General features: G+C 52.7%; 14 protein-coding genes. 8 read left to right on the top strand and 6 right to left on the bottom strand.

All coding sequences use genetic code 11. The features are described 5' to 3' along the window. Nucleotides 1–65: 65 nt before the first annotated feature. Nucleotides 66–1,700: a bifunctional phosphoribosylaminoimidazolecarboxamide formyltransferase/IMP cyclohydrolase gene (gene purH / locus H142_RS0106065; protein WP_017931218.1), complete on the top strand. Its 1,635-nt coding sequence runs from the start codon at nucleotides 66–68 to the stop codon at nucleotides 1,698–1,700. On the opposite strand, the gene H142_RS0106060 is transcribed toward purH, so the two are convergent. From H142_RS0106060 to H142_RS14595, 4 genes are read right to left on the bottom strand one after another with little or no spacing between them, the layout of a single operon-like run. Next, on the bottom strand, nucleotides 1,697–2,272 hold the full coding sequence (locus H142_RS0106060; RefSeq protein ID WP_017931217.1) for an HNH endonuclease: 576 nt from the start codon (nucleotides 2,270–2,272) through the stop codon (nucleotides 1,697–1,699). The genes purH and H142_RS0106060 overlap by 4 nt on opposite strands. Before the next feature lie 4 nt (nucleotides 2,273–2,276). Continuing rightward, complete coding sequence (locus H142_RS0106055; RefSeq protein ID WP_233341588.1) at nucleotides 2,277–2,561, bottom strand: HigA family addiction module antitoxin; 285 nt, start codon at nucleotides 2,559–2,561, stop codon at nucleotides 2,277–2,279. An 11-nt stretch (nucleotides 2,562–2,572) separates the two neighbouring features. Beyond that, nucleotides 2,573–2,854: a type II toxin-antitoxin system RelE/ParE family toxin gene (locus H142_RS0106050; RefSeq protein ID WP_017931215.1), complete on the bottom strand. Its 282-nt coding sequence runs from the start codon at nucleotides 2,852–2,854 to the stop codon at nucleotides 2,573–2,575. Between the two features lie 54 nt (nucleotides 2,855–2,908). Next, entirely contained in the window at nucleotides 2,909–3,991 is a 1,083-nt protein-coding gene (locus H142_RS14595) for an AI-2E family transporter (protein ID WP_017931214.1), read from the bottom strand. Nucleotides 3,992–4,107: 116 nt separating this feature from the next. On the opposite strand from H142_RS14595, the gene H142_RS0106040 reads away from it, so the two are divergent. The 4 genes from H142_RS0106040 to H142_RS0106025 all read left to right on the top strand — a co-directional run bounded on the left by H142_RS0106040 (nucleotide 4,108) and on the right by H142_RS0106025 (nucleotide 11,319). Continuing rightward, on the top strand, nucleotides 4,108–5,685 hold the full coding sequence (locus tag H142_RS0106040) for a helicase HerA-like domain-containing protein (protein WP_017931213.1): 1,578 nt from the start codon (nucleotides 4,108–4,110) through the stop codon (nucleotides 5,683–5,685). Beyond that, a complete protein-coding gene (locus H142_RS0106035; RefSeq protein ID WP_017931212.1) occupies nucleotides 5,666–5,917 on the top strand; it encodes a hypothetical protein in 252 nt (83 codons plus the stop codon). The genes H142_RS0106040 and H142_RS0106035 overlap by 20 nt, the downstream gene beginning before the upstream one ends. Beyond that, on the top strand, nucleotides 5,914–7,974 hold the full coding sequence (locus tag H142_RS0106030; protein WP_017931211.1) for a peptidase domain-containing ABC transporter: 2,061 nt from the start codon (nucleotides 5,914–5,916) through the stop codon (nucleotides 7,972–7,974). The genes H142_RS0106035 and H142_RS0106030 overlap by 4 nt, the downstream gene beginning before the upstream one ends. Nucleotides 7,975–8,634: 660 nt before the next feature. Continuing rightward, complete coding sequence (locus H142_RS0106025; RefSeq protein WP_017931210.1) at nucleotides 8,635–11,319, top strand: ATP-binding protein; 2,685 nt, start codon at nucleotides 8,635–8,637, stop codon at nucleotides 11,317–11,319. Here the strand turns inward: H142_RS0106025 and pheT are convergent. Both pheT and pheS read right to left on the bottom strand, forming a co-directional pair. Then, complete coding sequence (gene pheT, locus H142_RS0106020; protein ID WP_017931209.1) at nucleotides 11,316–13,706, bottom strand: phenylalanine--tRNA ligase subunit beta; 2,391 nt, start codon at nucleotides 13,704–13,706, stop codon at nucleotides 11,316–11,318. The two genes, H142_RS0106025 and pheT, sit on opposite strands and share 4 nt — an antisense overlap. Continuing rightward, nucleotides 13,706–14,773 carry a phenylalanine--tRNA ligase subunit alpha gene (gene pheS, locus H142_RS0106015; RefSeq protein WP_017931208.1) on the bottom strand — a complete coding sequence of 356 codons (1,068 nt, stop codon included), beginning with the start codon at nucleotides 14,771–14,773 and terminating at the stop codon, nucleotides 13,706–13,708. The genes pheT and pheS overlap by 1 nt, the downstream gene beginning before the upstream one ends. A gap of 160 nt (nucleotides 14,774–14,933) precedes the next feature. Here pheS and H142_RS0106010 point away from each other — a divergent pair, with 160 nt between their 5' ends. The 3 genes from H142_RS0106010 (at nucleotide 14,934) to H142_RS0106000 (ending at nucleotide 18,149) form a co-directional block, all read left to right on the top strand. Continuing rightward, nucleotides 14,934–15,839, top strand: coding sequence for a hypothetical protein (locus tag H142_RS0106010; RefSeq protein WP_017931207.1), 906 nt, complete (start codon nucleotides 14,934–14,936; stop codon nucleotides 15,837–15,839). Nucleotides 15,840–16,162: 323 nt separating this feature from the next. Continuing rightward, the gene (locus H142_RS0106005) at nucleotides 16,163–17,677 is read left to right on the top strand and encodes a tetratricopeptide repeat protein (protein WP_017931206.1); all 1,515 of its coding nucleotides are present in this window, start codon (nucleotides 16,163–16,165) and stop codon (nucleotides 17,675–17,677) included. After that, entirely contained in the window at nucleotides 17,637–18,149 is a 513-nt protein-coding gene (locus tag H142_RS0106000; protein WP_017931205.1) for a hypothetical protein, read from the top strand. Before H142_RS0106005 ends, H142_RS0106000 begins: the two co-directional genes overlap by 41 nt. Nucleotides 18,150–18,216 lie beyond the last annotated feature (67 nt).

Raw genomic sequence — 18,216 nt, 5'->3', positions numbered from 1 at the left:
CGGCTACGTCTTTATTCGCACGCCCGCCTGTGATAGCTGCGCGGTCTTGGCTCAGGAGAGAATGTATGCCCGCCCCCAATCCAAATTTAAAACCTTTTAATATTAACGGACTGGCGCCGGTCAAACGCGCGCTGATCAGCGTGTCCGATAAAAGCCGTTTGATTGAGCAGGCCAGCGCGCTGCATGAGCGCGGAATTAAGCTTGTCTCTACCGGCGGAACGCGCAAGGCCATCGCTGCTGCGGGCATTCCTGTTAAAGATGTCTCAGAGCTGACCCATTTTCCTGAAATGATGGATGGCCGCGTCAAGACGCTGCATCCCATGGTGCATGGCGGCCTGCTCGGAGATCGTGATTTACCAAGTCATAAAGACGTCATGCATGCCCACGGCATCCTCTCTATCGACCTTTTGGTCGTCTCGCTCTATCCGTTTGAACAGGCCGTCGTATCGGGCGGCAGTTATGAAATGTGCGTCGAGAATATCGACATTGGCGGGCCGGCCATGATCCGCGCCGCGGCGAAGAACCACGCCCATGTCGCCGTCTGCACTGACGCCGATGATGTGGCCGATGTGCTGGCCGATCTGGACGCCAATAACGGCAAGACAAGCGGCGCGCTGCGTCAGAAATTAGCCGCCAAAGCCTATGCCCGCAGCGCGGCCTATGACGCGGCAATTGCCAATTACCTGACCGCGCAGGCCGGCGTTGCCGTGCCGATATATCGCGCGCAGGGCGGAACGCTCAAACAGGAAATGCGCTATGGCGAGAACCCGCACCAAGCGGCCGCGTTTTACGCAGATGGCAGCCACCGTTTTGGCGTCGCCACAGCCACCCAGCATCAAGGCAAAGCGCTGTCTTATAATAATATCAACGACACGGACGCGGCCTATGAATTGGTGGCGGAATTTGGCGATCAGTCCGAAGGATCAAAACCCGCTGTCGCCATTATCAAACATGCCAATCCCTGCGGCGTTGCTGTCGCAGGCAGCTTTATTGACGCCTATAAAGCAGCCCTGGCCTGCGACCCCGTCAGCGCCTTTGGCGGCATTGTTGCGCTCAACGGTAATCTGGACGCGCAGACCGCCAAAGAGATCGTCAAAGTGTTTACAGAAGTCGTCATCGCGCCCAGCGCCGATGAGGACGCCATCGCCGTCTTTGCTAAGAAGAAGAACCTGCGCCTGCTGACCACAGGCGGCCTGCCGGACCCCGCTGCGCCCAGTCTGACCATGCGCAATGTCGCGGGCGGCATTTTGGTGCAGGACCGCGATAACGGTCATGTGGCTGATAGCGAGCTCAAAGTCGTGACCAAGCGCAAACCGACAAAGGCCGAGATGGCCGATCTGCGCATGGCGTGGACAGTGGCCAAGCACGTGAAATCCAACGCCATAATCTATGTCAAAGACGGCAGCACAGCCGGCATTGGCGCCGGCCAGATGAGCCGTATCGACTCCGCCCGCATTGCCGCGCGCAAAGCCGTCGACGCCCAAGAGGCCGCAGGATGGGACGCGCCGCGCACATCTGGATGTGCGTGTGCCTCCGACGCCTTCTTCCCATTTGCCGACGGCATGCTCGCCGCCGCCGCCGCCGGAGCCACCGCCATTATCCAGCCGGGCGGATCTATCCGCGATGACGAGGTCATCAAAGCCGCTGATGAGCAAGGGATTGCCATGGTGTTTACAGGAATGCGGCATTTTAGGCACTAGGAATAATGTTTTTCCCTGTGACAATTTGGGCAAAGGGCCTCAGCATTAACGACAGTGTCATCACCACCATTTGCTAAATTAATAACATGGTGAACTTCAAGATATGGGGTTTTATCTCGGCGCCGTATAAACGGTGCTTTGGCTTTGCAAAATTCACATTTTCCGTTTGCCCGTTTTAAAACTTCCGCTACAACATCAGGGTTCCTAGTAAAATCAGAAATGATTTTCATCATTTTTGCTGGTTTTTTGGGGGCGTTTAAAAGTCTAGCCTTTCGGCGTTTATCTGAATTTTTTAGAGATTTTATAACGGATTTTTCGAATTTGTGAGAGTCAGCTGTATTTCTGATATCGATCAAACTAAATCCCGCATCTGCTAAACCAGCTAATGCGTCACTCGTATTAAAACTTCCTGGTCTCTCCCCTATAGTTAAAGCCCAGATCCCTTTTGCTGGGTATAGAGTGCCATCAAAATCTGCTGTATACCACCAATCTGGTTTTCTGTAATTTTCTGGTCTTTCGCCTGAATTAAAGCGTTTGATTGCCGCGATTACTTTTTGTTTATTCGCTTTCATAACATTACCCAAATCTCTCCACGAGCTTTTCCAACTCCGGCAATTTGTCCCGTTTCGCAATTCGCAGTTCATAATCTTTTTGCAGGTTCAACCAGAAGCCTTCGCTCATTCCGAAAAATAAAGAGAACCGCAAGGACATGTCCGCTGTTATGGCGCGCTGCCCGTCTATGATTTTTTTAATCGCGGCGCGGTCTACGCCGATAGCGCGTGCGAAACTACCGGGCTTTACGCCCAGATCATCTAGAAAGTCTTCTTTGAGCATAACGCCCGGATGTTCGATCTCAATCATAATTTTCTCCATCAATGATAGTCTATTAGCTGCACGTTTTGGGCAGAGCCATTTGACCATTTGAAAATTATTCGCCACTGACTGTTTACCCAAATGGCATAAAATTCTTTTAAATCCCCCGCCTTTTTCTCTAAACGGTTTGATGGCGGGATTTTTAAATCGTCAATTTTTTGCGCAGCATTAATATATCGAAGCCGCCGCAAGATTTTCTTTTGCAAGCCTGATTCAATTCGCTTTACTTTTCGCCCGGCAAAAATTTCTGCCGTTCGTTTGTCACCAAAGCTCTCAATCATATGCGTTGCTTAACGAACAACACTTAAATTGTCAATATTGTGTAGCCTGTAAAGCTACATACCCGGCGTCGCATTCTTGGCGGCTTTTTCATCCGGGTCGAGGTCGGGTTGTCCGTCAGCAGAGAGCAAAATAGCAATCCATCGCGTAGACGGAAATTGCGCCAAAATGATCATAATGATCACGGTCAGCGGCGCCGACAAAAACGCCCCGACCCCGCCCCAGAGCGCGCCCCATAATGTCAGGGACAGCACGACCACGAGGGCTGATAAATTCATGCTATCGCCCATCATTTTGGGCTGAATCGTATTGCCGATAACAAATTGCGCGCCGAGAAGCCCTGAAGCCATGATTATAATGGGTGTTAGAGTTTCAAATTGCACAAGACCGAATACGACGGGCAGCAAGACAGCGGCAAAACCGCCGACAATCGGAATGTAATTTAGGATGAATATCACCAGCGCCCAGAACAAAGCATTTTCCAGCCCGACCGCTGCCATAAATCCATAGGATACGACGGTTTGCATCAGGCTGATAATGGTTTGCACGCCCAGATATTTTTCAATCGAATGGCGCATACGCAGGCCGACTTTGCCGGCGCGGGCGCGGGCCATTTGGTCAGGAAATAAATCATCCATTTTCTTGGGAAAACTGCTTTGCGCCGCAAAGAGAAACGCAACATAGATCGCGATTAAGAGGAAATTGCCAAAGACGCCCTGGATCGAATTTGCAAAACCGGCCAGACCGGACTGTATTTTGTCGTTCAGGCCTAATTTATTCATGAAGTTCGAAACCGATAAATCCGGTTGCCCAACAAGGCTGCCAACCCAATGGAATATCTCATCCAGTCGCCGTCCATAGCGCGGGGCTTGGTCCACGACGCTGGCGGCCGTGTCGGCGATGATAAAAACAATACCCACCAATCCCGCAACGACGATGAGCACCGCGATGATAAGCGCCGTCCAGTAGGGTATTTTAGAGTGAAGCCGGTCAATCCAGCGCGCTAAGGCATCAATAATCAGCCAGATAAATACGGCCAGCGCAAAGGGCGTGAACACATCGCGCCCGACATAAAGCAGCCCAATGGCCCCTAGAAAAGCAATGAAGAGTAAGCTGGCGCGGGTCGTGGTGGTGGTCATGAAATATCCTATTTGCACGCCAGCATAGACGGTTTAGCGCGAAGTAAAAGAGCCTGCTTTTCTTTGCGTTAAGCTTTGATACAGCATAAGCCTGAAGAAAGAGCGGGAGACTAAGCATGGGCAAATCAATATTTGTAGGTAAAGACACGGACGGCCTCGATCAGGTGTTGCTGCTGAACAAAGCCAACCGGCACGGCCTGATCGCCGGCGCTACGGGCACGGGCAAAACCGTGACTCTGCAGATACTCACTGAAGGCTTTTCCAAAGCGGGCGTGCCCGTCTTTTGCGCTGATGTGAAAGGTGACCTCTCCGGTCTGTCACAGCCGGGAAGCGTCAGTCATAAGCTGCATGACAAGCTTTTGTCCCGGGCGGCAAAGATCGGACTGGATGATTACCGCTACAGCGCCATGCCGGTGATTTTCTGGGATCTCTACTCCAAACAGGGTCACCCTATTCGCGCAACAATTTCCGAAATGGGACCGACCTTGCTGGCGCGCCTCATGGATCTGAACCCGACTCAGGAAGGCATTTTAACAATTGCGTTCGAGCTTGCCGATGACGAAGGCATGTTGCTGCTTGATTTGCAGGATTTGCGCGCACTTCTGAATTATATATCCGATCATAAAAAAGAGATTAGCCGCGAATACGGAAATGTAACCAGCCAGTCCGTCGCCGCCATACAGCGCAGCCTTCTGACGCTGGAGCGCGAAGGCGCGGAGGAATTTTTCGGCGAGCCCGCGTTAAAGCTGGCGGATCTGATGCGCGTCAATGGGAACGGCAAAAAACGAGGTGACGGCAATGACGGCCTGACGCTGGACGATTTAATGCAAACCGACGAGGCGGGACGCGGCATTGTCAGCATCTTGGCCGCAGACGAGCTGATTAATTCACCCAAGCTCTATTCCGTATTTCTGCTGTGGCTGCTCTCTGAACTATTCGAAGAGCTGCCCGAAGTCGGTAATCCCGATAAGCCAAAACTTGTCTTCTTTTTCGATGAAGCGCATCTACTCTTCGACGATGCACCGGACGCTCTGATCGATAAAATCGAACAGGTCGCGCGCCTGATCCGCTCCAAAGGAGTCGGCGTATTTTTCGTGACGCAAAACCCTATGGATATCCCGGACAGCGTGCTCGGGCAGCTCGGCAACCGCATACAGCACGCCCTGCGCGCCTATACGCCCAAAGAGCAAAAAGCCATTCGCGCGGCGGCCAGTTCATTTCGGGAAAATCCCAATTTGGATACCGAAGAGGTCATAACCGATCTGGGCATAGGCGAAGCGCTCGTATCGCTGCTGGATGAAAAGGGCGTGCCCGGCGTGGTCGGCCGCACGCTTATCCGCCCGCCGGCCTCACGGCTTGGGCCCGCCACCAAGCCGGAGCGCAAAACCGTTATTGCCGCCAGCCCGGTAGGCGGCCTGTATGATGACCCTATTAACCGCGAAAGCGCCTATGAAATATTGGCGGCTAAAGAATTAAAGGCCGCGGAAGCGGCTGAAAAAGCGGCGCAAAAAACTGAACGCGAAAAGGCGAAAGCAGAGAAATCGAGGTCGCGGTCACGCACAACGACGCGTCATCGCACAACACGCAAAAAAGAAAATGTTGTGATAAAAGAAATTAAGCGCGAAGGCCGGCTGCTTATGCGCAGAGAAGGGCGAAAAATTATTCGCGGTATTCTTGGCGCGATTATTCGCTGATCCTGTGAGCGCGCCGGAAAAATCCGATACCACGCCGCTTTTCCGGCGAGAGGCGGTCATGCACCGTACCCGCGCGCTTTATGGCGACGTCATATTGCGCGGGAGCCTGCCTGCTTGGATTATCACCGCTCTGCTGTGCGCGCTCGTCATCGGCGCGCTGGCTTTTGCTGTCTGCGTTCACATTGACGGCCAGCCGGCATATCGCTGGTTATTGGCGCAGGTGCGTGGATGAACCGCCTGCCCGTTATTCACCAAACCGAGGCGACGGAATGCGGTCTGGCCTGCCTCGCTATGATTGCCAATTATCATGGTCATGATCTGGATTTAAACGCCTTGCGGCAGCGCGTCTCGGTCAGTCTGAAAGGCGCGACTTTAAAATCGCTCATGCAAATGGCGGGCGATTTGGGCCTAGGCACGCGCGCTCTGCGTCTGGATATGGACCATATCACGCAGCTTCAATGTCCGGCTATATTGCACTGGGATATGAACCATTTTGTGGTTTTGAAAAAGATTGCGCGCGGCAAAGCCCACATTCATGATCCGGGGCGCGGATTGGTGGTCATGTCGCTCGCCGCCCTCTCGGATCACTTCACCGGCGTCGCGCTTGAAGTCACGCCGTCGGCAGACTTCACGCCGGTCACATCGCGTATGCGGGCGCGCATGTCACAGCTCTGGTCGCGACTGATCGGGCTAAAGCGCGCCGTTGTGCAAACCTTGCTGCTCTCTGCAGTCCTGCAGCTCATGGTGCTGGCCACGCCGTTCTTCCTGCAATTCGTTATAGACGGGGCGCTGCCCGGCAATAATTTTCAGCTGCTCGCGGCGCTGGCGATTGGCTTTGCGGGACTCGCCATTATCCGCGCCGTCAGTGAAGGCGTGCGCAGCTGGGCCATCCTGATTTACGGTAATCAGATGAGCTATCAGATGGTAGCAAATGTCTTTCGACATCTTTTGCGCCTGCCCGCTGCCTATTTCGAAAAACGCCATGTCGGAGACATTATCTCGCGGATGAATTCAACTCAGCCGATACAGCAGGCCCTCACACAAGACGCGGTCGCCGTGCTGATTGACGGGGTGATGGCGGTTATTACGCTCGCGGTGATGTTTATGTTCTCGCCGCTGCTCGCCGCAATTGTCGCCGGGTCAACGGCTGTGTTGGCGCTGATCACATTACTGATTTACCCGCATATGCGGCGCACGCAAGAAGACGCCATTGTCACCCGCGCCGTCGAAAACACGCATCTGATCGAGTCGATCCGCGCGTCAACCACGATTAAACTGTTCGGGCGCGAGACCGCCCGCGAGGGGGCGTGGCGCAATCTCTATGCCGACTTTATCAACGCCAATATCAAATACGGTCAGTGGATGATTTGGCAGAAATTCGCCGATACATTGATCGGCGGTCTGCAACTGGTTGCCGTCGTCTATTTCGGCGCGCGCCTGATTATGACAGGCGAGGCCGGGTTTACCATCGGCATGCTATTTGCCTTTATGATGTACCGACAGCTTTTTGCGCAAAGCGCCACGATGCTGTTGACCAAAGGTATCCAGTTTCGCCTGCTCGGATTACATCTCGAGCGTCTGTCCGATGTGGTTTACGCCACGCCTGAGGCGATTACCGATCACAGCGGCGGCCTTGAAAAGGCTATTGCCGGAGAGATTACGCTTGATAATGTCAGCTTTCGCTATTCCGAAGACGACCCGTGGATTTTGCGTCATGTCAATCTGGTTATACCAGCCGGAGAGATGCTGGCCATTACCGGTAAATCCGGCGGCGGGAAAACGACGCTGATGAAGCTTATGCTGGGGCTTTATGAGCCCAGTGAAGGGCGCATTCTGATTGATGGTATGCCTCTGGCGGATTTCGGCATTCAAAACTGGCGGCGCCGTCTGGGCGTGGTGATGCAGGATGACAAACTCATGAGCGGCACAATTGCTGATAATATCAGCTTTTTTGATCCCGAAATGGAGATGGAAACTGTCATTCGCGCTGCAAAAGCCGCTCAAATTCATGAAGATATTGCGTCCATGCCGATGAATTACCTCTCTATGGTGGGCGATATGGGATCGATTCTATCCGGCGGTCAGAAGCAGCGCGTCATTTTGGCGCGGGCTTTATATCACAATCCAGACGTGTTATTTCTTGATGAAGGGACCGCCAATCTGGATGTTCTCACCGAAGCGCAGATCGCCGATGTCGTCGAAAACCTCCCGCAAACGCGGATAATTGTCGCTCACAGGCCCGAATTTTTGAATAGATCAGACAGAATTCTTGAAATTGCAACAATTTAAAATATGGTTAAAAAATATGGTTAATCAATACCTTAGAGTTGTGGATAATATTTAATTAATATATCAGCCAGCTATTGCAACCTTTCAGTGTCTTATGTATTACTTAAGCATATCCTTTAACGATTAACGTTAGGGATGAGAGGAGATTTTCTTTATGCGTGAACTAACATTTGAAGAAATCGAAACAGTTGCTGGTGGATTCCCAATCGACATTGAAGTTGTCGTTGGCACATTCCCCATTGATATCGAAGTATAGAGTTTTTTAATTCTTAGATAATTTCAGGCCCGCTTCCGGCGGGCCTTTTCTGTTTTAAACGGCTCTAAATTAACACTCAAAATTAAGACTATAATCGTAGCACTTTACCCATGTTGGGTTATTTAACATTTTTCTACGGGTGGACCCGCAGTACTTTAGCATTTGTGAAGCTAACGGTTTGCGTTTTAAGCATGGTGTTATTTACAACGTCATCATTAGCTCAAACCTCTGAGAATTTAGGGCTAGCCGTTAGTACAAAAAGCGAAATTTCTCGATTAGGTGACATTATCGTCACTCAAAAATTGACTACATCGAATATTACGCGCGCTCACACACAGCGCGCCCAAAATTTGCAGACCTCGCAAAGCCTTATAGCCTTAAGACGACTTGCAAGCGCAGTCTTGATGGAGCGTCGCGAAGTCGAAAATTCGGATGTCTTTACCGTTTATAAGGACACAGCCAAACAAACAGGTAGCGTCCGTGATTTAGCGATTTCAGAGTTATTTGACCAATATATATATGTGCGCTCGATCGGTCCGGAGCACCCGGACGCTGCAAAAGATATGGCTCAGATCGTCCGGGCTAAAATGGGCGGAGACTGGTTTGTCAGACATCGCGCTCATGTCTTGCACGCAGCATTGCTCGCACGGCAGCGTGACCTTAATGGCGCGTTGAGGGAGCTTAATGCGGGTGCAAAGATAATCCCGTCAAATGTCGACAAGCAAACACGCGAAGCGTCATATGAGCAAAGTACAGTTTTAGCTTACATTTACGGTGTGACAGGCAATGGAGCCGCAACAACAAATGCGATCCAGCAAATTATCACGCAGGGCAGAGAAATGGGCGAACCCGTGGACGGCATTTCGCATTTTAACAATCTGATCTATCTGTCCTTGAAGTGGCGCGAATATGAGCTATCTGCCGACATGTCACGCAAGCTTCTCAGTATGTCCAACCTAACCGATCATGACAGAGCTATTGGATATATGCGCCTATCGCAATCACTTAATAGTTTAGGCAAATTTACGGAGGCCGGACGAGCCGCAGAGGCAGGACTTGCTTTAAATCCACCGGATAACTGGGCTATTAATCTACAGGTCGAAAACGCGATTGCACTGGCTGGAGCAGGACAAGTTAAAAAGGCCCAGCTTGCCGTGGAGAAAATCAAATTAGCCTCTCAGGATAACCCGCGTTTTGAAGCAGTATTTCAAAAAAGCTTTTTACGAATTGACGCGCTGATGGCTGTCGCTGAAAGAAATCCATCTGAAGTCTTTTCAGCGCTTATGACCTATAATAAAGTAGACATGCAGCGCCAGCTCCATGCCAATGAGAGATCAAATAACGAGTACCTTCAAAGCCTGCAAAAGTCTGAGGCCTTGACCCGCGTGCGTGAAGCCAAACAACGGGCCGTGCTGGAATCCGTGACGATACAACGCGACGTGCGGACCAAACAGCTCGCCTTCATGGTTCTTCTGACCGTATTGTTCGGCGTATTTACGTCTATCGGCCTGTTAATGGCGCGGTTTTACAAACGAACGTCGCACGAAAATGCCGCGCTACGGGATCAAGCAATGGCGGGCGAGCGGTCAAAATCAGAATTCCTGGCCGTCATGTCCCATGAATTGCGTACCCCGCTCAACGGCATAATCGGGCTGTCGGATATTTTGTCACGCGAAGCCGAAGCCGAAGATGTGAAGTTCAAAAGCAGCGTTATCATGCGCTCGGGGCTGACCTTACTCGATTTGCTGACGAATATTTTAGATATCTCCAAAATGGAGCGCGGCCAATTGGCGGTGACGCCGGCGCCGATGTCCATCCGCGAATTAATCGATAATCTGCGTGAGCTGTGGATGCCCAAGGCGCAAAATCAGGATTTGGCCTTAACACTGCATGTCGATAAAAACGTGCCGCCCTATTTGATGATTGATGCCATGCGGCTGCGCCAATGCGCAGAAAACATGATCTCCAACGCCCTCAAATTCACGGATAAAGGCCGCGTCCATGTCCATGTCACAGCGACGCCGCCCGGTCCTGACGGCATGTTGGATTTGACATTTATTATCGCTGATACGGGCAGGGGCATGAATCAGAGCCAGATTGATCATGTGTTTGAACCCTTCACCCAAGCCGACACCACAATTAGCCGCGAATTTGGCGGATCGGGTCTGGGAATGGCGATTACCCGCTCTTTAGCGCGAATGATGGACGGCGACGTGACGATAAAATCAAGTGAGGGACGGGGCACAGAGTTCAACATGACAATCCGGGCGCGCCTCGCACAGGCGCCGCAAATATCACGTGAGGCCCGCGCCCCCGAAAAGCTATCGCCCAAAACAATTATGCTGACGGCAGAACAGGCTTCGCAAGGCTTGACCGCGAGTAACCAGCGCATTGATAAAATCGACGCGGCTATCGCGGCGGCCAATCAGGCCGCCAATCAGGGTCTGCGCGGCGCAGATGACGCTCCGGCTGTTGTGAATGAGCCCCAGTCTGAAACAGACGCCGCGTGGCTGCGCGCGCCTGCGCCTTTACCTTTATCCCCTGAACCGGAGAAGACCAAAAGCGGTCTGCAGCCCGCGCCTGAACCCGAACCAAAAGACCGGCCAAAAGGTGATGGTGACCCGTCCGGCCATGTGCCCGCCCTCAAGGCCAAAACCGGTAGCGTGCATTCCAGTGAGTCCTTTAAGGGTCTTAAGGTTCTCATCGCCGAGGACATTGCCTCCAATCAGGACATTCTAAAGGTCTTTTTGACTCCCGTAGGCGCCGTTGTGACCTGCGTCTTTAACGGCGCCGAAGCAATTAAAGCGCTGGAAACCGACCATTATGATATTGTTTTAATGGATGTCCGCATGCCGAAAATGGACGGCATTGAAGCCACGGCAAAGATCAGACGCCTGGGCACACAGCAGGCCAGCGTTCCGATTATCGCTCTGACCGCTGATGCCTCTGCGGAGAATAATGCAAAATGCATGGCGGCGGGCGCCAATGTCTTTCTGACCAAGCCTATTGTCGCGGCCGAGCTGTTCGGCTCTATCCGCTTTGTCTTGAAACAGGCTGAGCAGCAGCGCATGCGCCGCCGCTCCGCTTAGGCCCGAAGCTCTCCGCCCGCCTTACTTACCTGAGCAATAATTCGGTCGGACACAGCGTCGATCTCTTTATCTGTCAGCGTCGCGCCGCTTGGCGAGAGGGTCACATCAATCGCCAGCGATTTATATCCTTCGGCTACGCCCGCCCCGCGGTAAACATCGAACAATGACACATCGGAAATAAGCTCTTTATCTGCGCCTTTCGCGGCTTTGAGAATGTCGCCCGCAGCCACATCATCAGACACGATAAAAGCAAAATCACGGTGTACAGGCATGAATTCGGATAAGGCAAGCGCGCTCTTCGCCTTGCCCGCATTCTTCTTGCGCGGCAGAGGCAGAGCGTCCGGCCAGACTTCAAACCCGACCACCCGGCCTTCTACGCCCAGCGCAGCTAAAGCAGCGGGATGAAGCTCGCCAAATTCAGCGAGGATTTTCTTCGGACCCATTTGCAGACGGCCCGAGCGGCCCGGATGATAATGATCCGAAGCGCCCTGCACAATTTTCAGGTTATCGATATTGGCGCCCATTGCGGCAAGCGCCGCCAACGCGTCGGCCTTTGCGCTCAACGCGTCTATTGCGGGTGCGCCCGTCCAGTCGCGGGCCGGGTCAGCGCGGCGCATGCCGGCCAGCGCGGCGCGTTGCCCGTCCGGGCCGTCGCCGTGATAAACGCCGCCGCTCTCAAACAGAGCCGCGCCGGGATAGCCCTGCTGGAAACTGCGCTGTCCGGCTTGCAAAATATGGATCAACGCGGAGGGACGCATCACGTCCAGATCTGCGCTAATCGGGTTGGTCAGAATGATCGAGTCCGTCTCGCCACCGCCAAAGGCGCGGGCATGATCGCGGGCGCAAAACGACCATGTCACAGCCTCGTTCAGGCCGCGCAAAGCCAAAGCGCGGCGCGCCAGACGGATGCGGGTTTGCTGCGGCGTGGATAAAGGCTCGCTGCGCGGCAGGCGCGGCAGAGAGGTTGCGGGTAAGTGATCAAAACCGGCAATACGCGCAATCTCTTCGACAAGATCGGCTTGCATGGTCACGTCGCGGCGATGAGTCGGAACCTGAATTGTCCAGACGTCAACGCTAGCATCAACGCCAAATCCCAAAGTTTCGAGGATGGTTTTCATCTCGTCATATGTGGGCGCAAAGCCAAGCAGCGCTTCGACGCGGCGCGGATCGAAGTGTACCGATGGCGGCGCGGCTGGTATGTCGCCCGCTATAACGACCTCGGAAGGCTCTCCTCCGCAAATATCGAGAACCATTTGCGTCGCCATATCCAACCCGCCGCGCACAAAGCCTGTATCTACGCCGCGCTCGAAGCGGTATTTCGCGTCGCTGTTCACGCCAAGGCGCTTAGCTGATTTACGAATGGTCAGGGGATCAAAATAGGCGCTCTCAATCAGGATATCAACTGTCTCTAATCCGCAGCCTGTGCTCTCACCGCCGACAATGCCGCCAAGGCCTAAAATGCCCGACGCGTCACAAATGGCGATGTCATCGGCTGTAGCGGTATAGCTTTTATCATCCAGCGCTTTGAACGTCTCGCCAGCGCCCATACGGACAGTAACGTCGCCGGACAGCTTGGCGACATCGTAAAAATGCAAAGGCCGCGCGCGGTCATAGGTAATGAAATTGGTGATATCGACCAGCGCGCTGATCGGGCGAAGACCGATGGCTTTGAGGCGGTCTTGCAGCCATTTCGGCGAGGGGCCGTTTTTGACGCCGCGCACCACACGGCCCGCAAAGACGGGGCAGGCGTCGGGCACAGTTGTTTCAATTGAAATCGGACAGGGGAAGCTGCCGACAATCTCTTTCACCGCAGGCGTTTTCCATGTGCCGAGGCCTGTCGCGGCCAAATCGCGCGCAATATTATCGACGCCCAGCCAGTCAGGGCGGTTTGGCGTCACTTCAAAATCAATGACGGGATCATTGAGCTTTAACGCGTCGGCCAACGCCATGCCCATCGGCAGGCTGTCGTCCAAATCCATAATCCCGTCATGGTCATCGCCCAGCTCCAGCTCGCGTGAACTGCACATCATACCGGAGGACTCCACGCCGCGGATCTTGCGCGGTTTTTTATCAAGACTGAAATCCGCGCCCGGGATATAGGCGCCCATCGGCGCATAGGCGACAGTCATGCCCGCGCGCGCATTAGGCGCGCCGCAGACGATTTGTACGTCGCCGTCAACCGTATCAACCGTGCAGACTTTCAGCTTATCGGCATCCGGATGCTTAACGGCGGTTTTGACTTTGCCGATGGAAAATGGCGCAAGTTTTTCAGCCGGATTTTCAACGGATTCGACTTCGAGGCCGGCAAGCGTCATTGCCTCGACAATCGCGTCAATATCCGCGTCCGTCTCTAAATGCTCGAGCAGCCATGATCGTGTGAATTTCATTATGACAGTCCTGATGCGAGGTTGGCCTGAACCAGCGGGTCGAAGCCATAGTGAGACAGCCAGCGCGGATCGGCGGCGAACATATCGCGCAGATCCGGCATGCCGTATTTCAGCATAGCGAGGCGGTCTACGCCCATGCCGAAAGCAAAGCCCTGATACTCATTCGGGTCAAGACCGCAGGCCGTCAGCACATTGGGATGCACCATGCCGCAGCCGAGGATTTCCATCCAGTTTTCGCCTTGGCCGATTTTAATCGCCGCGCCGTCGCGTTCATAGCGCACGTCCATTTCCGCGCTCGGTTCGGTGAACGGGAAGTGATGCGGGCGAAAGCGCACCTGCACTTCGGTTTCAAAAAACGCATTGATGAAATCCATCAAGCATCCTTTAAGATGACCCATATGCGTGTTTTTATCGATCACCAAACCTTCGACCTGATGAAACATCGGCGTGTGGGTTTGGTCACTATCGCACCGATATGTGCGCCCCGGCGCAATGATACGGATCGGCGGTTTCTCACTCATCATGGTGCGGATTTGAACAGGCGAGGTATGGGTGCGCAGCACTTTACGCTCGCCGCTTTTATCCTCAGGGAAGAAGAATGTATCATGCATATCGCGGGCCGGATGGCCGGGCGGAAAATTCAGCGCCGTGAAATTGTGAAAGTCGTCTTCTATATCCGGGCCTTCTTTGACCGCAAACCCCATATCGGCAAATATCACCGCCATCTCTTCCATGACCTGTTGCACCGGATGCAGGCGGCCTTGCGGGGCGCTGACCGGCAGGCTCATATCCATGAATTCGGATTTTAACCGCGCGTCCAGAGCTTCGGCTTCCAGCTGCGCTTTGCGCGTCTCGACCATAACGCCGATCGCGTCTTTAAGACCGTTCAGCGCGGGGCCCATGACTTTCTTTTCTTCAATCGTCATTTTTCCAAGGCCGGACATCATCCGGCTGACCTCGCCTTTTTTGCCCAGCGCCGCCACGCGGATATCGTCAAGCGCGCGCAGGTCAGACACATCGCTGATTTGCGCGGCGTAACGGATTTTTACTTCATCAAGATCAGACATGCTCGCCTCTAAAAATTTGGCCCGTTTTAGCTGCGCAAGAGCGCAGGTCAAGTTGAAGACGCGGTGGGGCGACGCTCTCATTAGAACGGTTCATGCGAAATTTGACTTGACTTCAGTCTCCATAAAATAATAATTTATTAAAATAATATGGGGGTTTACAATGAAAAAATTATTTTGGCTATTGCTTCTCGTTGTTTTGCTGATTGGTGGATACTTCTTTCTGACCAGCGAAGACGAGTCTTGGGCAACGCGATATGAAACCTTGATGTCTAAAACCGCTACTGACCGCTCAACCGCTCCAAGCTTTAAAGACATGTCGGGTCGCTTTTTAGAAGCCGGGAACCGTATACACATTTTTGAGGAAGGCGGGTTGTATACCCAGGATAATGCTCACCCGTTTGACCGGTGGAGGAAGACTGAATTAACTGTCGTGACGTCGTGTAATGATCAATCGATCAATCCCGATGGTCGCGCATATACTACGAAATGGCGTGACGATATAAGCTGTCATTTCATTGAAAGTGTTACCGATGAAAGTGTTGCAATAAGTACATGGAACAAAATTGACGCCACCTATCCTATCGGTGCCAAACGCGCAGAGATCATATCGGATCTGGAAAACTGGAAAAATTCTAAGAGTTTGGCGCCCGATTCTGTCGCCCTAACACCCTTGACGATATCTGCAGATGGCACGGCAAATCAGGGTAGTCTGCTGTATGATAGAGGCCATTATTATTATTTTGGTTCAAATGGTGTATTTGACACGAATGGTCGTCAAACGCAGAATTCTAAATATTGGTCCGGCCGTGCAGGTCAGCGGGTAACGTCCTGTATGAACACGGTCGCAGACCCACAAGGCAAAGCTTGGACCTACAATACATATGGGGATCTAACGGGCGTCACAGATCACGTAGAACCCAGTAATTGTATTCAGATTGGTGCATCCGGAGACAGTTTGGCAGCTTACAGGGTCACGATCGGAAAATATTCGACTGTTGATGAGGAGACCGCAAGTCAAGCGCTCACCGGATTTGAGAAAATGAAGTCGCAGCAGACCTCCCAATAGTCTCATTTTATATGTCTCTATTTAGAGTTAGTTCGCACGGCTATATATGACTTGAGAAGCGGCTCAGTGCACCCGACAGAGTCGCTCTAGACGCGCGCCCAACCATTTTCTTCACATTAATTTGTGCTTGCTTGGGCGGCGGCGCCTTAGTTCTTGAAGGGGTCACTTCTTATGTTACTCTGAAAAATTGAGATAGACCCCTATAAAAATTTGGCCCGTTTTCGCAACTGACATAGGCGGTCAACAGGGCGTTACGGCGATCTGCTTGACATACCCCGCGCGGAATTTAAACTTTAAGTCAGGGAAGGGTAGGAGAACAGACTATGCTGAATCGTATTTCTTCCATATTTATCACATTTATTTTTACATTCATGCTCTGCGCGCAGGCCCAAGCCGGCTGGGTCGAAGTGCGCTCAGAGAATTTTGTTTTGCGCGGCGATCTAAACGAACGCGACGCGATAAGTCTTGTCCAAGACCTTGAGGGCTTTCGCTATAATGTGCTGAGCCTGTATGGTGTTACGCCGCGGCCCGAAGTCGTGCCCGTTCCTGTCTATACCATTCGCGACAAAAAAACGATGCGCAGCGTTGTTGGCACGGATAATCTTGGCGGAGTTTACAACACCGATTTGCGTGGCCCGATATTTTTGCTCAGCTCGCAGCGCGGTTTCGGACGCGGAAATGAAGCGCGCTATATCGCGTTTCACGAATATTCGCATCATTTGATCGCGGCCTATACGGGGCTGAACTTTCCCAGATGGTATGATGAAGGCTATGCCAATTTTCTGGCCACATATGAGCAGAAAAAAGGCCAATTCGATGTGGGGGCGCCGAAACAGGCTTATGGTCCTGTACTCGCGTTTAAACGCCGATACTGGGTTCCCATGAATATTATGCTGTCTTCGGTTCGCGGTTATCCGTTTTCGTTTACCGATGGCGGTCAATCCGCGGCAAATGGCCGGAGCTTATTCTACGCGCAAAGCTGGTTAATGGCGCATTACATTATTACAACAGATGGGATGTCGCCAAAATTTGCCGCTTATATCGAAGCCTTAAACCGGGGTGAAGATGGCATTGAAGCGTTTGAAAAGCATATGGGCATGACCGTCGATCAGTTTGATGAAATTATATATCGCTATTATAAGTCCAACCGCTTTCAAAAAGTATCTTACACAACTGATTTTCAGCCCGACGACGTCAAACTGACCGTCCGTAAAATGACCAAAGCGCAGGGCTATCGTCATCTCGCCGATGTGACATTGGCCTTTTCAGGCGCTAAGCGCACTAGCGCTGCCTATGACAAGGCTGAAAAGGCGCTGGGGCTGACCGCGCCAATCCTGGTTGGGCGCGCCGATATGGCTCTTGCAAGTGGAAACTATGCTGAGGCTGAGAGCCTTATAAAGCAAGCTTTGGAGCTGGACCCGTCTAATATGGAAGCCCGCCGCGTCGGCGGCGCGTCCGAAATAATGCGCTATGATGCCGGAGAGCATACGCCGGACAGTTTGGGTTTGGGCCGCAAATATTTATCCGACGTCTTGGCGAAATACCCAAATGATCCCAGCGCCAATTATCATTATGCTCTATCCTATCGCACGGATACCAGCCCGCCTGTCGAGGCGTTGCAAGCGGCTTATAACGCGCTACAATATTACCGCAGTCCGAATTATGCCGGGAGCAATTTAAACATGTCACAAGTGCTGTTTTTCGGGGGTGAATACGAAGAGGCCCGCCGCCCTTTGGTTGCCGCCTCGGTCTGGGGACCCACTATGCGGGCGCGCAGCGCAGCACGCCAAATGATAGATGAAATTGACCGGCGCTGGGACAAACCAAACACAGATTAACCCCCTTGATTATCGCGCGGCGGCGCGGTCTAATTTAAAGATGAGCATTCCGGAAAAAGATTATTCGAGACATTCACTGGTTTGGCCCAAAACATCTATGCTTGACGCGGTCATCATCGTTGTTCTGGGCGAGTATATTATGTGGCGGGCGCTGGGTTTGCCGGAGCGGTTTTTAGACCAGCCGGCCACTTTAATATTTAACGCAGGATGGGCGGCGACGCCCTTTGCTTTGATCTGGTCGTTTCATAAATCACTTGATAAATGCGGAAACCTGCTGCTGTCTAGCGCGGCCGGGCTAGCGCTGACCTTTGCAGGATGGGCGTGGTATTACCGCGGCGTGTATATTCACCACACCACGAATGCAGCAAGCGCCACCGATATCGGGCTGGGGCTGTTAATGCTTTTGCTTCCGGCGATTGTGTTCGCGGTTATGCTGTTTATCGCGCTCGTGACCCGGTTGCGCGGCAATTAAGCCCGCACAGGCAGTTTGCGAACCATGCAGATTAAGCCTATGAGCTCAGGCAGAAAAGCGAGATTGC

This window comes from Robiginitomaculum antarcticum DSM 21748 (assembly GCF_000365025.1).
Lineage (GTDB): Bacteria > Pseudomonadota > Alphaproteobacteria > Caulobacterales > Maricaulaceae > Robiginitomaculum > Robiginitomaculum antarcticum.
Note: the sequence above shows the minus strand (reverse complement) of the source record. Positions and strands in the feature narration are given on the sequence as shown.

Coding starts and splice junctions, on each gene's coding strand:
- purH (WP_017931218.1), top strand. CDS start 66: ATGCCCGCCCCCAATCCAAATTTAAAACCTTTTAATATTAACGGACTG.
- H142_RS0106060 (WP_017931217.1), bottom strand. CDS start 2,272: ATGAAAGCGAATAAACAAAAAGTAATCGCGGCAATCAAACGCTTTAAT.
- H142_RS0106055 (WP_233341588.1), bottom strand. CDS start 2,561: ATGATTGAGATCGAACATCCGGGCGTTATGCTCAAAGAAGACTTTCTA.
- H142_RS0106050 (WP_017931215.1), bottom strand. CDS start 2,854: ATGATTGAGAGCTTTGGTGACAAACGAACGGCAGAAATTTTTGCCGGG.
- H142_RS14595 (WP_017931214.1), bottom strand. CDS start 3,991: ATGACCACCACCACGACCCGCGCCAGCTTACTCTTCATTGCTTTTCTA.
- H142_RS0106040 (WP_017931213.1), top strand. CDS start 4,108: ATGGGCAAATCAATATTTGTAGGTAAAGACACGGACGGCCTCGATCAG.
- H142_RS0106030 (WP_017931211.1), top strand. CDS start 5,914: ATGAACCGCCTGCCCGTTATTCACCAAACCGAGGCGACGGAATGCGGT.
- H142_RS0106025 (WP_017931210.1), top strand. CDS start 8,635: ATGGAGCGTCGCGAAGTCGAAAATTCGGATGTCTTTACCGTTTATAAG.
- pheT (WP_017931209.1), bottom strand. CDS start 13,706: ATGAAATTCACACGATCATGGCTGCTCGAGCATTTAGAGACGGACGCG.
- pheS (WP_017931208.1), bottom strand. CDS start 14,773: ATGTCTGATCTTGATGAAGTAAAAATCCGTTACGCCGCGCAAATCAGC.
- H142_RS0106010 (WP_017931207.1), top strand. CDS start 14,934: ATGAAAAAATTATTTTGGCTATTGCTTCTCGTTGTTTTGCTGATTGGT.
- H142_RS0106005 (WP_017931206.1), top strand. CDS start 16,163: ATGCTGAATCGTATTTCTTCCATATTTATCACATTTATTTTTACATTC.
- H142_RS0106000 (WP_017931205.1), top strand. CDS start 17,637: ATGAAATTGACCGGCGCTGGGACAAACCAAACACAGATTAACCCCCTT.